General features: G+C 73.2%; 10 protein-coding genes and 1 pseudogene. 4 read left to right on the forward strand and 7 right to left on the reverse strand.

Annotated elements, in window-relative coordinates; translation table 11 throughout:
• Positions 1 to 22: 22 nt before the first annotated feature.
• A complete protein-coding gene (locus BS73_RS13250; RefSeq protein ID WP_051939888.1) occupies positions 23 to 1315 on the reverse strand; it encodes a DUF4192 domain-containing protein in 1293 nt (430 codons plus the stop codon).
• A 279-nt stretch (positions 1316 to 1594) separates the two neighbouring features.
• Between BS73_RS13250 and BS73_RS13255 the strand changes: the two genes are divergently transcribed.
• On the forward strand, positions 1595 to 2245 hold the full coding sequence (locus tag BS73_RS13255; RefSeq protein WP_051939889.1) for a hypothetical protein: 651 nt from the start codon (positions 1595 to 1597) through the stop codon (positions 2243 to 2245).
• A gap of 186 nt (positions 2246 to 2431) precedes the next feature.
• On the opposite strand, the gene BS73_RS38730 is transcribed toward BS73_RS13255, so the two are convergent.
• The 3 genes from BS73_RS38730 to BS73_RS13270 form a co-directional block, all read right to left on the reverse strand.
• A complete protein-coding gene (locus BS73_RS38730) occupies positions 2432 to 2827 on the reverse strand; it encodes a hypothetical protein (RefSeq protein WP_200886693.1) in 396 nt (131 codons plus the stop codon).
• A gap of 407 nt (positions 2828 to 3234) precedes the next feature.
• Entirely contained in the window at positions 3235 to 3930 is a 696-nt protein-coding gene (locus tag BS73_RS13265) for a ribonuclease HII (RefSeq protein ID WP_037572056.1), read from the reverse strand.
• A gap of 64 nt (positions 3931 to 3994) precedes the next feature.
• Positions 3995 to 4738, reverse strand: coding sequence for a TetR/AcrR family transcriptional regulator (locus BS73_RS13270; RefSeq protein WP_084704024.1), 744 nt, complete (start codon positions 4736 to 4738; stop codon positions 3995 to 3997).
• Positions 4739 to 4905: 167 nt separating this feature from the next.
• Between BS73_RS13270 and BS73_RS13275 the strand changes: the two genes are divergently transcribed.
• Positions 4906 to 6474, forward strand: coding sequence for an MFS transporter (locus tag BS73_RS13275; protein WP_051939890.1), 1569 nt, complete (start codon positions 4906 to 4908; stop codon positions 6472 to 6474).
• 136 nt (positions 6475 to 6610) lie between these two features.
• On the opposite strand, the pseudogene BS73_RS13280 reads toward BS73_RS13275, so the two are convergent.
• A pseudogene (locus tag BS73_RS13280) lies at positions 6611 to 7398 on the reverse strand (SDR family oxidoreductase).
• A 178-nt stretch (positions 7399 to 7576) separates the two neighbouring features.
• On the opposite strand from BS73_RS13280, the gene rarD reads away from it, so the two are divergent.
• On the forward strand, positions 7577 to 8584 hold the full coding sequence (gene rarD / locus BS73_RS13285) for an EamA family transporter RarD (RefSeq protein WP_037572059.1): 1008 nt from the start codon (positions 7577 to 7579) through the stop codon (positions 8582 to 8584).
• Positions 8585 to 8729: 145 nt separating this feature from the next.
• Complete coding sequence (locus tag BS73_RS13290; protein WP_037572061.1) at positions 8730 to 10349, forward strand: ABC-F family ATP-binding cassette domain-containing protein; 1620 nt, start codon at positions 8730 to 8732, stop codon at positions 10347 to 10349.
• Between the two features lie 134 nt (positions 10350 to 10483).
• Here the strand turns inward: BS73_RS13290 and BS73_RS13295 are convergent, their stop codons facing one another.
• Both BS73_RS13295 and nrdR read right to left on the reverse strand, forming a co-directional pair.
• Positions 10484 to 13393, reverse strand: a complete 2910-nt coding sequence (locus BS73_RS13295; RefSeq protein WP_037572063.1) for a vitamin B12-dependent ribonucleotide reductase — start codon at positions 13391 to 13393, stop codon at positions 10484 to 10486.
• Positions 13394 to 13651: 258 nt separating this feature from the next.
• Complete coding sequence (gene nrdR / locus BS73_RS13300; RefSeq protein ID WP_037572071.1) at positions 13652 to 14152, reverse strand: transcriptional regulator NrdR; 501 nt, start codon at positions 14150 to 14152, stop codon at positions 13652 to 13654.
• Between the last annotated feature and the right edge of the window lie 33 nt (positions 14153 to 14185).

Below are 14185 nucleotides of genomic sequence, written 5' to 3' on the forward strand. Positions count from 1 at the left end.
AACGGCCTTCGGCGGCGGCAGGTCACGGTCGTCCGTCCGGCTCCGGGGGCTCCTCGGGTGAGCGGCGCTGCCGGGGGATCCGGCCGTCGGGGTCGGCGGGGTCCTCGGGGGCGGCGGGGCCGGTGCGCCCGGCGCGCTCGATCCGCAGGCTCCGGCGCAGCCGCTCGGGGTCGGCGCCGGAGTTCACCGCCTGGTAGAGCAGCGTGGCGAAGGTGTACTCGGGGTCCGCGTCCAGCGCGGCGGCCAGCGCGACCCGGGAGGTGACCTCGTCTCCGCCCACCCAGGAGACCCAGCCCAGCAGGGAGAGCGGGGCGGCAGCGTGGCCGCGGAACCGGCCCACGCAGTGCCGGGCGAGATGGCGCCAGAGCCGCCCGGCCGGGAGGAGCTCCGCCGGCTCCATCCACTCCGCCGCGCGGTCCCTGGTGTGCCGGTCCTGGAGGCCGAGGATGAGCCGGGCGGTGGTCTGGGCGGGCAGATGGGCGTCGCCGGAGCGGAAGCGCTCCAGGGCGTCCTCGATCAGCAGCCCGCTCTCCTGACGGACCGTCTCCGGTCCCTTCGGGGCGAGCAGTCGGACGCCCAGCGGGGCCGAGGCCTCCTCCAGCGCGCCGAGCTGCACCTCGGCCTGGAGGGCGCCCACCGGCGCGAGCTCGGCGTGCAGCTCCCGCAGCGTGCCGCGGATCCTGATCCCGGCGTAGGCGGCGGCCGCGGCCACCGGCGTGGTGCCCGGACGCTGCACCGGCGTGCCGCGCGGATCGCAGGCGCACTCCGGCGAGCCATGGCAGCGGTACGACCACCAGCGGCCGTCCGAGACGCAGAGCGACTCGTGGACGGCGACCCCGTGGGCGCCGAAGGCCTCGGCGATCCGCCCGGCCAGCGGACGGAGCCGGTCGGCGGCGGCCCGCCCGCCGTCCTGGCAGAGGTAGACGACGACCGCGCGGGGGCGCGCCCGCCGCTGGTCCGAGAGGTCGAGGAGGGCGCGGGCCAGCTCCTCGGCGGCGGACGGCCAGTGCGCCTCGGCCGGCAGGTCGATCCGGATCGTCCCGCCCTGCTGCAGCCGGGGGCCCTGGAGCCCGAGGACGACCACGCTGTCGGTGGGGTGGAACCCGAGCAGGTACGGCAGCAGGTCGGCGACGTCCGCGGGGCTCCGCAGGCGGACGACCGGCCGCCGGGCCCACGGCTCCTCGGGCCCGGGCGGCACCGGCGGAACGGGCCGCACGGGCTCGGGGCGGTGCACGGGCTCAGGACCGTTCACGGGCTCGGGGCGGCGGACGGGCTCGGGGCGGCGGACGGCCGGGTCGGGGGTGTCGTCGTTCATGGCACGACCGTGCCCGCTCCGGACCGCCGACGGGCTTCCCTGTCTGCAGCCTGTGGAAGGGCCCGGCCTGGGGGAACCCGTATCCCTCGAAAGCCTGAAAGCAGTATCGGGAACAAAGCATCGATAACGGAGCCGACAGGACGCCAGCGCCGTTGCCTGAGCGGCCTCCTGCCGTGAGAATTGGCGCGTACACCGGGGCGTCGACCGCCGTTCACCGGTCCGTCCGCACGCGTCCCGCTGTACGTCGGAGTGCCCCTTCGGGCACGGGGAGGGAGGACCTTGATCAACGGCTCCACCAAGGACCTCGCCCCCGAGCCCGGCCGCAGCCTCGACCCCAGCGCCTGGGCCGACTCCGAGCCGGCGCCGCTTCGCGACCCGCGCGCGCTGGTCTCCGACCTGTTCCGGATCCACGCTCCCTCGCCCGCCGTGCCGGTGCTCGCCGTGGCGGCGGTCCTGGACGCCGAGGGCCGGCTGGTCGGCAGCGCCTCGTTCGCACCGCGCGCGGGCGCCGACGACGGCTGGGAGTTCCGCAACGCGCTGCTGGCGCATCTGCGCAGGATCGTTCCGCACGGACTGCGCCGCGCCCACCCCGGGTACACCGCCGCGCTGATGCTGTGCCGCCCCGGCGAGCCCGGCTGGACCGAGCAGGACGGCCCGTGGATGTGGGCGCTGCGGGACTCCTGCGCCCTCCACGGGCTGCGCTGCGGCGCGTACCTGACACTCAATCAGGACGGCTGGCATGTACTGCTGGACGGGCGGTCCGGGCGCAGTCCGCGCCTGGGCACGCGGCCGCAGGACGCGGTGCGGACGGTCCGCGCCCTCCCGGAGCCGGACCTGCGGCCCGCCGCCGAGCACCCGGCCGGCCAGGCCGGGGCGCGCGAGGCGGAACCCTACCTGGCCACCCGCCGCGCCGCCGCCTGGGGCGTCTGAGCCCAGCGGTAGCCCAGCGGTAGCCCAGCAGTGGAGCAGCGGTAGCGCAACGGGGCGGCGCGGCGCCACGGCGCATCGCCCCCGCGCGCCGGAGAGGCGCGAAGGGGCGTGGGCGTGCAAGCACGCGCAAGGGCGTGCGGGGAGCGTGGCGCGTGGAGCGTGGCGCGTGGGGCGCTCAGCCCCGGATCAGCCGGCCGCGGCCGGTTCCCGCCGCACCCCGGCGGCGTCCAGCAGCTTCCGCAGCCGCGGCTCCTCGCCGCAGACCACGAGGAGCGTACGGGCCCGCCCCAGCGCGCCGGCCAGCGCCTGGCCGATCCGCGCGTCGTCGCCGCCGTTGACCGCCAGCACCACCGCGGCCCGCTTGGCCGGGCGGCTGATCAGGGCGTCGGCGTAGAACACGTCCGCCGCCTCGTCCAGCTGGGCCCAGTAGCGGTCCTCGCCGAAGCCGGACTCGTGGACCTGCCACGGGTGGGGGTCGCCGGTGGTCAGCACCAGCACCTCGCCCGGCTCGCGGCCGGCCTCGAGCAGCAGGTCGACGGCCTCGTCGGCGCGGTCCAGGGCGTCCCCGGGGGCGGCGGACACCAGCTGGACCTCGGCCGTCGGCGGAGCGGCGGCCGCCGCGGCCGGACGCCGAGGCCCCGGGCCCGGCTTGGGGATCCGCACGGACTTGGGTCCGGGCCGGTCCGCGCGCGGCGGCGCGGGGCGCGGCGGCGCGGGCCGGGCCCGGCGGGGGATGCGGAAGAGGGGGAAGGATCGGGTGAAGCTGAGGGCTTGGCGGCTGCGTCCGACTCGTGGTGGGAAGGAACGCCGCTGCCGGGAACGGTCTGGTGGATCTCCGGCTCCTCAGGGAGGTCTGACGGCATACGCCGATGTCTATCAAATGGCGGTGAGCGGCGCATAGCCACCCCCCGCACCGAATCGAACGCGGTGCGCCGTATCCGCTGGCCGCAGCACCTGTCGCGGCTCCCCCAGAAAAACCCGACGGCTCGTCAGAAACCCAGCGCCAGCTGCTCGTCGGGGCTCTCGCCGGCGCCGGAGCCCTGCCGCGGCAGCTTGCGGTGGCGCCACTGCGGCAGGTCGTCGAGATAGGCCCAGGAGAGCCGGTGGTGGTCGGTCGGGCCGAATTCGGACAGCGCCGCCCGGTGGACCGGGGAGGGGTAGCCGGCGTTCGACTCGAAGCCGTAGGCCGGGTACTCCGGCGCCAGCCCGGCCATCAGCTCGTCCCGATGGACCTTGGCCAGCACCGAGGCGGCGGCGACCGACACGCAGGACTGGTCGCCCTTGATCACCGTGCGGACCCGCCAGGGCCCGCCCAGGTAGTCGTGCTTGCCGTCCAGGATCACCGCGTCGGGGCGGATCGGCAGCGCCTCCAGGGCGCGCACCGCCGCCAGCCGCAGCGCGGCCGTCATCCCCAGCTCGTCGCACTCCCGCGAACTCGCCTGCCCCAGCGCGAACCCGGTCACCCACGTGCGGAGCTGCCCGGCCATCTCGGTGCGCCGCTTGGGGGTGAGGAGCTTGGAGTCGGTCAGCCCCTCCGGGGCCCGCCGCAGTCCGGTGATCGCGGCGCCGACGGTGACCGGCCCGGCCCAGGCGCCCCGGCCGACCTCGTCCACCCCCGCGACCACCTTCGCGCCGTGGGCCCGCAGCGAGCGCTCCACGCTGTGGGTGGGGGGAACGACGACCATGACGGTGACCTGCCGGGTGTGCGCGGATGGGATCCTGGAACGGCACCAGCATAGGGCGCGGGGCTCAGCCCGCCGGACGCCCCGCCCCTCCTCCAGTGTCCTCCCCGGCCCGGACCAGCGGGAGGAGGACCTGGTCGACCACCGCCCGGGCCTCGTCCTCGTCCGGATCGGCGCCGCGCATCTTGGTCCGGTACAGCAGCATCGCCGGCAGCACGTCCGCGACCAGCGGGCAGGCCGCGCCCGGCCGCACCTCGCCGCGCCGCTCGCCCTCCGCGAGCACCGCCTGGATCAGCTCGGTCACCGGCTCCACCACCCGCTGGTGGACCAGTTCGAAGAAGGCCTGGGCGTGCTCGTGGTCCAGCTCGTCGATGACCGCCCGCAGGGCGCTGCCCGGATGGCTGCGCATCGCGGTCAGCATCCGGTCGGCGACCGAGAGGAGGTCGGAGCGGAGGCTTCCGGTCTCCGGCAGCGGGCCGACCTCGGGCAGGCAGGTCCGGAGCGCGTCCATCACCAGGTCCTGCTTGGACTGCCAGCGGCGGTACAGCGCGGCCTTGCCGGTCTGCGCCCCGCTGGCCACGCCTTCCATGGTCAGCTTGGCGTAGCCGCAGGCCACCAGCTCGCGGAGGGTGGCCTCGTAGATCGCCGACTCCAGCTGCTTGCCGCGGCGCCGCAGCGGCGCGAGGCCCCGCGGACAGACGCCCGAGGCGCGCGCCCCGCTCGCCGCGTCCACCGCGCCTGATCCGGCGCCGTCCCTCGACGCGCTCTTCCCGGTGCCGGCTGCGCCGGACCGGCGGCTCGGCAGGACCATACGGCGGCTCCAACTCCCGGACGGCGCCCGGCCCCCGGTCTCGCCCGGCATGCCGAGGGCGGGCCCCGCGTCTACTCCTAGAGAACGATTGCGTTCACTACATCCCCCGCCTACCCTCGGATTGTAGTGAACGGCTCCGTTCTCTCCTAGTGTCCGGAGGGCCTGTCATGGCCGTATCCCCACCAGCGAGCTCACCACCGGCCACCGTTCTGGCGCGACCCGGACCGCCCCGCGCGCGGCTCGGCAGGCATCCCGCCGTGACCCTGACCGTGATCGCCGCGACCCAGCTGATGGTGGTCCTCGACGTCACCATCGTGAACATCGCACTGCCGCACATCCAGCGCGCACTGCACTTCTCCACCACCGACCTCACGTGGGTCGTCAACGCCTACACCCTCACCTTCGGCGGACTCCTCCTGCTGGGCGGGCGGTTGGGCGACATCCTCGGCCGCCGCCGGGTGTTCATCACCGGCGTGCTGCTCTTCGCCGGCGCCTCGATGCTCGGCGGCTTCGCCCCCGACTCCGGCTGGCTGCTGGCCGCACGCGCCCTCCAGGGCGTCGGCGGCGCCATCGCCTCGCCCACCGCGCTGGCACTGATCGCCACCAACTTCGCCGAGGGCCCCGAGCGCAACCGGGCGTTCGGCGTCCTCTCCGCGGTGGCCGGGGCCGGCGGCGCCATCGGACTGCTGGCCGGCGGAATGCTCACCTCCTGGCTGTCCTGGCGGTGGGTGCTCTTCGTCAACGTGCCGATCGGCATCGCCATCGCCGTCCTCGCCCCGCTCTACATCAACGAGTCCGAACGGCATCCCGGCCGCTTCGACCTGACGGGCGCGCTGACCTCCACGGCCGGACTCGGCTCCCTGGTCTTCGGCTTCATCCGGGCCGCCCAGCACGGCTGGTCGGATCCCGTGGCACTGGGGGCGTTCGGCGCGGCCGCACTGCTCCTCACCGCCTTCCTCCTGGTCGAGCGGAGGACCGCGCAGCCGATCACGCCGCTCCGGCTGTTCCGGGAGCGCAACCGCAGCGGCAGCTTCGCGATGATGATGCTGCTGGCCGCGGCGATGTTCTCGGTCTTCTTCTTCCTGACCCTCTTCGTGCAGAACATCCTCGGCTACAGCCCGCTGCGGGCCGGCGTCGCCTTCCTGCCGATCAGTGCGGCGATCATCGTCGCGGCGCAGTTCTCCTCGCGCCTGCAGAGCCGGTTCGGCCCCAAACCCTTCCTGGCCACCGGTGCGCTGCTGACCACTGTCGGGCTGTTCTGGCTCACCCGCACCAGCGCCCACACCGGCTATGTGGACGGCATGCTCGGCCCGACGCTGCTCTTCGGACTCGGGATGGGGCTGATCTTCGTCCCGGTGATGCTGATCGCGGTCTCGGGAGTGCCGGTGGAGGAGACCGGCGCCGCCACCGGGATGCTCAACACCACGCAGCAGGTGGGGGGTTCACTGGGGTTGTCCATCCTCACCACGGTCTTCGCCACCGCCACCCGCAACGAGGGACGGCACCAGGCGGCGGACTTCCTGGCGCACGCGTCCCCGCAGCAGCTCGCCCAGTTCAAGCACACCGGCCAGCTGCCCGCGCCGTACGCCTCGCAGGTGCTCGCCCACGGCATCGCCAGGGCGTATGAGATGGGCGTGGTCTTCGGCGTCCTCGCGCTGCTGATCGCGGTCTTCGTGATCCGCGCCGGGCGGACCGGCGAACCCGCCGCCGACAGCCTCCCCGCGGGCGGCGCCTGACCGTGCGCCGGCCCGGCCGGGTCACCTCCCGGCCGGGCCGGCGCACGGCTCTCGGCTCTCGGCTCTCGACTCTCGGCTCCCGGGCTCCCACCGCCCGGCGCTCGGCCCGCAGCACCCGGCGGTCAGTCCCCAGTCCTCAGCGACCGGCGACGTTCTCCGCCAGGTACTCCTCCCAGGTGCGGCGCCCGTCGGCGTGTTCCGGCGCCAGATGGCCGCCCTCCCGGTAGCCGGCGAAGACCTTGCCGGGGAACGGGACCGGCAGCACCCGCCGGTTCAGCCCGGTCGCCCGCAGATACGCCTCGGCCAGGTCGACCACCGCGCGCACCTCGGGCCCCCGAAGTCCGGCACCCGCCGGGACGGACCCGCGTCGACCAGGCCCACCAGCCGCTCGGCGACCTCGTCCACCTCCACCGGCTGGAAGCTCACCCCGGACGGCAGCGGCATCACCGGCACCTTGGCCACGCCGCCGATGATCATCTTGAGGAGGTCGTGGAACTGGGTCGCCCGCAGGATGCTCCACGGCACCGGCGACCCCGCGATCTCCCCCTCCACCGCCAGCTTCGTCCGGTAGTAGCCGAGCGGCACCCGGTCCACCCCGACGATCGAGACGTACACCAGGTGGCCGGCCCGGCGCGCCGCCTCCACCAGGTTCCGCCCCGCGGTGATGTCCGCGTTCGACCGCCGCGGGTCGCTGGCGCAGTGCACCACCGCGGTGGCGCCGTCCAGGGCCGCGTCCAGGCCGACCCCCTCGACCAGGTCGCCCACGCACCACTCGACGCTCTTCGGCACCTTCGCCGCGGCCCCGCCCAGCGGCCGGGCCTTCCGGCTCAGCAACCGCACCGCGTGGCCGTCCTCCACCAGGCGCCGCACCAGCGGCCTGCCCAGCGTCCCCGTCCCGCCCGTCACCAGCACCGTCTCACTCACCGCGGCCTCCCAGGATCCGCCAGTGCGCCTTTCCCGCAGCGTAGTCCCGGAGGCCCGGCTTCCCCAGTCTTCGGCGCCCTTCCGCCTGTCAGAACCCAAATGGCGAAACACTGATGACACCGCGCGGCGCCAGGCTCTAACCTCCTCTCGGCGACGGGCTCCTGAACGGGGTGGGCGGATGGGACGGCAGAGCGAGCGCACCGGCATCTGGCTGGGCGCGGCGGCGTACGGACTGTGGGGCCTCTTCCCCCTGTACTGGCCGCTGCTGAAGCCCAGCGGGGCCGGTGAGATCCTGGCCAGCCGGATGGCCTGGTCGCTGGTGGCGGTGGCGGTGATCCTGCTGGTCCGGCGCCAGTGGTCCTGGCTGCGCCCGCTGCTGCGGCAGCCCCGGCGGCTGCTCGTCCTGGCCTGCGCGGCGACCGTCATCTCGGTCAACTGGGGCGTCTACATCTGGGCGGTCAACGACGGCCGGGTGGTCGAGGCGGCCCTCGGCTACTTCATCAACCCGCTGGTCACCATCGCCCTGGGGGTGCTGGTCCTGCGCGAGAGGCTGCGGCCCGCGCAGTGGGCGGCGGTCGGCATCGGCGCCGTCGCGGTGCTCGTCCTGGCCCTCGGCTACGGGCGACTGCCCTGGGTGGCCCTGGTCCTCGCCTTCTCCTTCGGCAGCTACGGACTGCTGAAGAAGAAGGCCGCGCTCGGCGGGCTGGAGAGCCTGGCCGCGGAGACCGGCCTGCAGTTCCTGCCCGCCGTGGCCTACCTCCTGGTCATCAACCTGGCCGCGAGCGGCGGCGGCACCTACCGCGGCGGCTCCCCCGGCCATGTCGCCCTCCTCGCGCTGAGCGGCGTGGTCACCGCGATCCCGCTGCTCTGCTTCGGCGCCGCCGCGGTCCGGATCCCGCTCAGCACCATCGGCCTGCTCCAGTACCTGGCGCCGATCTTCCAGTTCCTCCTCGGGGTCACCGTCGACCACGAGCACATGCCGCTGGGCCGCTGGCTCGGCTTCGCCCTGGTCTGGCTGGCCCTGGTCCTCCTCACCGCCGACGCGATCCGCGCCGGACGGGCCGGACGGGCCGGCCGGGCCGGGCGGGCCGGGCGCCGCCCCGGCCTCCCGCTGCCGGACGGACCCGCACCGGTCCCGGCCGCCGCCACCGGCCCGGCCCCGGCGGACGCCTCCGAGCAGCTCTGAGCCGCGGCCGGTCGCCTTCGCGCCGGTGGCCCGGAAAATCACCAGCCGTCTTCGGCCCGCACCTGGCACCCTGGCCCGTGGTGGGCGTCCGGCGAGCCGGCGGCCTCCGGCAGCGCCGCCGTACCGAAGAGAAGGACGAACCGCGATGGGACACCTGGAAGCCTCGCACCTCGAGTACTACCTGCCGGACGGGCGCGTGCTCCTCGGCGACGCGTCGTTCCGGGTGGGCGAGCGCTCGGTCGCGGCCCTGGTGGGGGCGAACGGCGCGGGCAAGACGACCCTGCTGCGGCTGCTCTCCGGGGAGCTCAGACCGCACGGCGGGACGGTGACGTCCAGCGGCGGGGTCGGCGTGATGCGGCAGTTCGTCGGGTCGGTGCGGGACGAGAGCACCGTCCGCGACCTGCTGGTCTCCGTCGCCCCGCCGCGGATCCGGACGGCCGCGGCGGCCGTGGACGCCGGGGAGCACCTGATCATGACGGTCGACGACGAGGCCGCCCAGATGAAGTACGCCCAGGCGCTGGCCGACTGGGCGGAGGCCGGCGGCTACGAGGCCGAGACCGTCTGGGACATGTGCACCATGGCGGCGCTCGGCGTCCCCTACGAGAAGGCCCAGTGGCGACAGGTGCGCACCCTCTCCGGCGGCGAGCAGAAGCGGCTGGTGCTGGAGGCGCTGCTGCGCGGCCCGGACGAGGTACTGCTCCTCGACGAGCCGGACAACTATCTGGACGTCCCCGGCAAGCGGTGGCTGGAGGAGCGGCTCGGCGAGACCGGCAAGACGGTCCTCTTCGTCTCGCACGACCGGGAGTTGCTGGCCCGGGCCGCCAAGCGGATCATCGCGGTGGAGCCGAGCCCGGCCGGCTCGGACGTCTGGGTGCACGGCGGCGGCTTCGGCACCTTCCACGAGGCCCGCCAGGAGCGCTTCGCCCGCTTCGAGGAGCTGCGCCGCCGCTGGGACGAGAAGCACGCCCAGCTGAGGCGGCTGGTGCAGGACCTCCAGCAGTACGCCGCCCGCAGCGACGAGATGGCCTCCCGCTACCAGGCGGCGAAGACCCGGCTGCGGAGGTTCGAGGAGATCGGCCCGCCGCCGGAGCCGCCGCGCAAGCAGGAGATCCGGATGCGGCTGCAGGGCGGCCGCACCGGCGTCCGCGCCGTCACCTGCGAGGAGCTCGAACTCACCGGGCTGATGAAGCCGTTCTCACTGGAGGTCTTCTACGGCGAGCGGGTCGCCGTGCTCGGCTCCAACGGCTCGGGCAAGTCGCACTTCCTGCGGCTCCTCGCGGGCGAGGAGGTCCCGCACGAGGGCCTGGCGAAGCTGGGCGCGCGGGTCGTACCGGGCCACTTCGCGCAGACCCACGCACACGCCGAACTGCTCGGCCGGACGCTGGTCGACATCCTGTGGACCGAGCACGCCCGGGACCGCGGCAAGGCGATGTCCGCGCTCCGCCGCTACGAGCTCGAACGCCAGGGCGACCAGGTCTTCGAACGGCTCTCCGGGGGGCAGCAGGCCCGCTTCCAGATCCTGCTCCTCGAACTTCAGGGCACCACCCTGCTGTTGCTCGACGAGCCCACCGACAACCTCGACCTGGAGTCGGCGGAGGCGCTGCAGGAGGGCCTGGAGTCGTATCAGGGCACCGTCCTCGCGGTCACCCACGACCGCTGGTTCGCCCGCTCCTTCGACCGGTACCTGGTCTTCGGCAGCGACGGCCGGGTACGCGAGACGCCGGAGCCGGTCTGGGACGAGCAGCGCGTCCAGCGCGCCCGGTAGCGCCCGGTCGCGCCCGGCGGCCCTCGGCGGCCCTCGGCGGCGCCTGAACGACGGGATGCCTCCCGCCCCTTCGCGGGGCGGGAGGCATCCTCCGTCACTGCGTCAGCACGTCACTGCATCAGCACGTCACCGCGTCAGCTGCAGCCGCTGGTGGAGCCGCAGCCCTCGCAGACGTAGCAGGAGCCGGCGCGGCGCATCTTGGTGCCGCAGGAGAAGCAGAGCGGCGCGTCGGCGGCGATGCCCTGCTGGATCTCCAGCAGTTCGGTGGAGTTGTGGGCCGGCGCCGTCTTGGCGGGCTTCGACTCCTCCTGCTTCCTGGCCGGGGCCTGCTCGACCCGCGGGGCGGACTGGGCCAGGCCCTCGACGTCCACCTCGTCGCCGTCCTCGAACTCGTCCGACTCATAGGAGCCGGTCTCCAGGTGGCGCTGGCGCTCCTCGGCGGAGTGGATGCCGAGCGCGGAGCGGGTCTCGAAGGGCAGGAAGTCCAGCGCCAGGCGGCGGAAGATGTAGTCGACGATCGACTGCGCCATCCGCACGTCCGGGTCGTCGGTCAGACCGGCCGGCTCGAACCGCATGTTGGTGAACTTGGAGACGTAGGTCTCCAGCGGCACGCCGTACTGCAGGCCGACCGAGACCGCGATGGAGAAGGCGTCCATCATGCCCGCGAGGGTCGAACCCTGCTTGGACATCTTGAGGAAGACCTCGCCCAGGCCGTCGTCCGGGTAGGAGTTGGCGGTCATGTAGCCCTCGGCGCCGCCCACCGTGAAGGAGGTGGTGATGCCGGGACGGCCCTTCGGCAGGCGCTTGCGGACCGGGCGGTACTCGACCACCTTCTCCGGCTCGGCGGCCTCCGCCTTGGCCTCCTCCTTCTTCTTGGCCGAGAGCGGCTGGCCGACCTTCGAGTTCTCGCGGTAGATGGCGAGCGCCTTGACCCCCATCTTCCAGGCCTCGAAGTAGATCTCCTCGACGTCCTCGACCGTGGCCGAGGCCGGCATGTTCACGGTCTTGGAGATGGCACCGGAGATCCAGGGCTGGATCGCGGCCATCATCCGGACGTGGCCCATCGGCGAGATGGAGCGCTCGCCCATGGCGCAGTCGAAGACCTCGTAGTGCTCGGGCTTGAGGCCGGGGGCGTCGATGACGTTCCCGTGCTCGGCGATGTGCGCGACGATCGCCTCGACCTGCTCGTCCTGGTAGCCGAGGCGCTTGAGGGCGCGCGGCACCGTGTTGTTGACGATCTGCATCGAGCCGCCGCCGACCAGCTTCTTGAACTTGACCAGGGCCAGGTCGGGCTCGACGCCGGTGGTGTCGCAGTCCATCATCAGGCCGATGGTGCCGGTCGGGGCGAGCACCGAGGCCTGCGCGTTGCGGAAACCGTGCTGGGCGCCGAGGCGCAGCACGTCCTGCCAGGTCTCGGTGGCGGCGGCCCACACCGGGGTGTCCAGGTCGTCCATCCGGACGGCGGTGCCGTTGGCGTCCGAGTGCTGGCGCATCACCCGCTGGTGGGGCTCGGCGTTGCGGGCGTAGCCGTCGTACGGGCCGACGACGCCGGCCAGCTCGGCGGAGCGCTTGTACGCGGTGCCGGTCATCAGCGAGGTGATGGCGCCGGCCAGGGCGCGGCCGCCGTCCGAGTCGTACGCGTGGCCGGTCGCCATCAGCAGCGCGCCGAGGTTGGCGTAGCCGATGCCGAGCTGGCGGTAGGCGCGGGTGGTCTCACCGATCTTCTCGGTCGGGAAGTCGGCGAAGCAGATGGAGATGTCCATCGCGGTGATGACCAGCTCCACCACCTTGGCGAAGGTGACCGCGTCGAAGGACTGGTGGCCCTGCTCGTCGTCGCGGAGGAACTTCATCAGGTTCAGCGAGGCCAGGTTGCAGCTGGAGTTGTCCAGGTGCATGTACTCGGAGCACGGGTTGGAGGCGTTGATCCGGCCCGACTCCGGGCAGGTGTGCCAGTGGTTGATCACGGAGTCGTACTGGATGCCCGGGTCGGCGCAGGCCCAGGCGGCCTCGGCCATCTTGCGGAACAGGCCCTTGGCGTCGACGGTCTCGATGACCTCGCCGTCCAGCCGGCCGCGCAGGCCGAACTCGGTGCCGTTCTCCACGGCGTTCATGAACTCGTCCGAGACCCGGACGGAGTTGTTGGCGTTCTGGTACTGCACGGAGGCGATGTCGTCGCCGCCGAGGTCCATGTCGAAGCCCGCGTCGCGCAGCGCGCGGATCTTCTCCTCCTCCTTCACCTTGGTCTCGATGAAGGCCTCGACGTCCGGGTGGTCGACGTCCAGCACGACCATCTTGGCGGCCCGGCGGGTGGCGCCGCCGGACTTGATGGTGCCGGCCGAGGCGTCGGCGCCGCGCATGAAGGAGACCGGGCCCGAGGCGTTCCCGCCGGAGGAGAGGAGCTCCTTGGAGGAGCGGATGCGGGAGAGGTTCAGGCCGGCGCCCGAGCCGCCCTTGAAGATCATCCCCTCTTCCTTGTACCAGTCGAGGATCGACTCCATGGAGTCGTCGACGGAGAGGATGAAGCAGGCCGAGACCTGCTGCGGCTGCTTGGTGCCGACGTTGAACCAGACCGGCGAGTTGAAGCTGAACACCTGGTGGAGGAGGGCGTGCGCCAGCTCGTGCTCGAAGATCTCGGCGTCGTCGGAGGACGCGAAGTAACCGTTCTCCTCACCGGCCGCGCGGTAGGTCTTCACCACCCGGTCGATGAGCTGCTTGAGGCTCCACTCGCGCTGCGGGGTGCCGAGCGCGCCGCGGAAGTACTTGCTGGTCACGATGTTGATCGAGTTGACCGACCAGGAGTCGGGGAACTCGACACCGCGCTGCTCGAAGTTGATCGAGCCGTCACGCCAGTTCGTCATCACGACGTCCCGGCGCACCCAGTTCACCTCGTCGTACGGGTGCACCCCGGGGGTGGTGTAGACACGCTCGACGCGGAGGCCCCCGTGGCCCGACCCATTCGACTTAACGGACTTCCCGGCCCCCGTGGCGGTCTTGCCGCCCTTCGCCTTGGACCCACGTGCGGAGCCGCTGGTCGTGTCTGTCATCTGCTGCTTCCTCCTCCTGGGGGCAAACGCCCCGGGCGCCCGGTTCCTTCCCTCAGGCGCTGCGTACTCTCGTCGGTCCTGCCGTGCCGCCGGGTGTCGGTCCGCGGGCATGCCGGGACCGCGTCGCCGGTCGAGGCATGTCCGTAGGACCGACCCTGTCCGCCGGACGGCGGCCGGACCCGGCTGCTGGTCTGCTGCTGATGTGACTGCTGCTGATATGCCTACCGCTCGCGCGTCACAGGGCCTTACGGCCCCGGCTCACCGCGCGGCGGGGGCGGGCACGGGCGCTTCCGCGTCCGGGTCCGCGGCCGGAGGCCGATCACCGCGGAGCTCCGCGATGGCCGCCTCGAAGTCTTCGAGCGATTCGTATGCCTGGTACACCGAGGCGAACCTCAGATAGGCCACCACGTCCAGCTCCTTGAGCGGGCCGAGTATGGCCAACCCGACGTCGTGGGTGGAGAGTTCGGCACTGCCGGTGAGCCGGACCGCCTCCTCCACCCGCTGGCCGAGCTGGGCCAGGGCGTCCTCGGTGACCGGTCGGCCCTGGCAGGCCTTGCGGACCCCGGAGATCACCTTGTCCCTGCTGAACGGCTCGGTGACGCCGCTGCGCTTGATGACCATGAGCGCGGCGGTCTCGACCGTGGTGAAGCGGCGGTTGCACTCCGGGCACTGACGGCGGCGGCGGATGGCCGCGCCGTCGTCGGTGGTCCTGGAGTCCACCACGCGGCTGTCGGGATGCCGGCAGAACGGGCAATGCATGACTGGTGTGCCCCTCCCTGACGCTCGGCGGCC

This window comes from Phaeacidiphilus oryzae TH49 (assembly GCF_000744815.1).
GTDB classification, from domain to species: Bacteria; Actinomycetota; Actinomycetes; order Streptomycetales; family Streptomycetaceae; genus Phaeacidiphilus; species Phaeacidiphilus oryzae.

Excerpts from the sequence above, each read along its gene's own strand:
- BS73_RS13290 (WP_037572061.1), top strand. The coding sequence starts at position 8,730 with ATGGGACACCTGGAAGCCTCGCACCTCGAGTACTACCTGCCGGACGGG.
- BS73_RS13270 (WP_084704024.1), bottom strand. The coding sequence starts at position 4,738 with ATGGTCCTGCCGAGCCGCCGGTCCGGCGCAGCCGGCACCGGGAAGAGC.
- BS73_RS13275 (WP_051939890.1), top strand. The coding sequence starts at position 4,906 with ATGGCCGTATCCCCACCAGCGAGCTCACCACCGGCCACCGTTCTGGCG.
- rarD (WP_037572059.1), top strand. The coding sequence starts at position 7,577 with ATGGGACGGCAGAGCGAGCGCACCGGCATCTGGCTGGGCGCGGCGGCG.
- BS73_RS13250 (WP_051939888.1), bottom strand. The coding sequence starts at position 1,315 with ATGAACGACGACACCCCCGACCCGGCCGTCCGCCGCCCCGAGCCCGTC.
- BS73_RS13295 (WP_037572063.1), bottom strand. The coding sequence starts at position 13,393 with ATGACAGACACGACCAGCGGCTCCGCACGTGGGTCCAAGGCGAAGGGC.
- BS73_RS13265 (WP_037572056.1), bottom strand. The coding sequence starts at position 3,930 with ATGGTCGTCGTTCCCCCCACCCACAGCGTGGAGCGCTCGCTGCGGGCC.
- nrdR (WP_037572071.1), bottom strand. The coding sequence starts at position 14,152 with ATGCATTGCCCGTTCTGCCGGCATCCCGACAGCCGCGTGGTGGACTCC.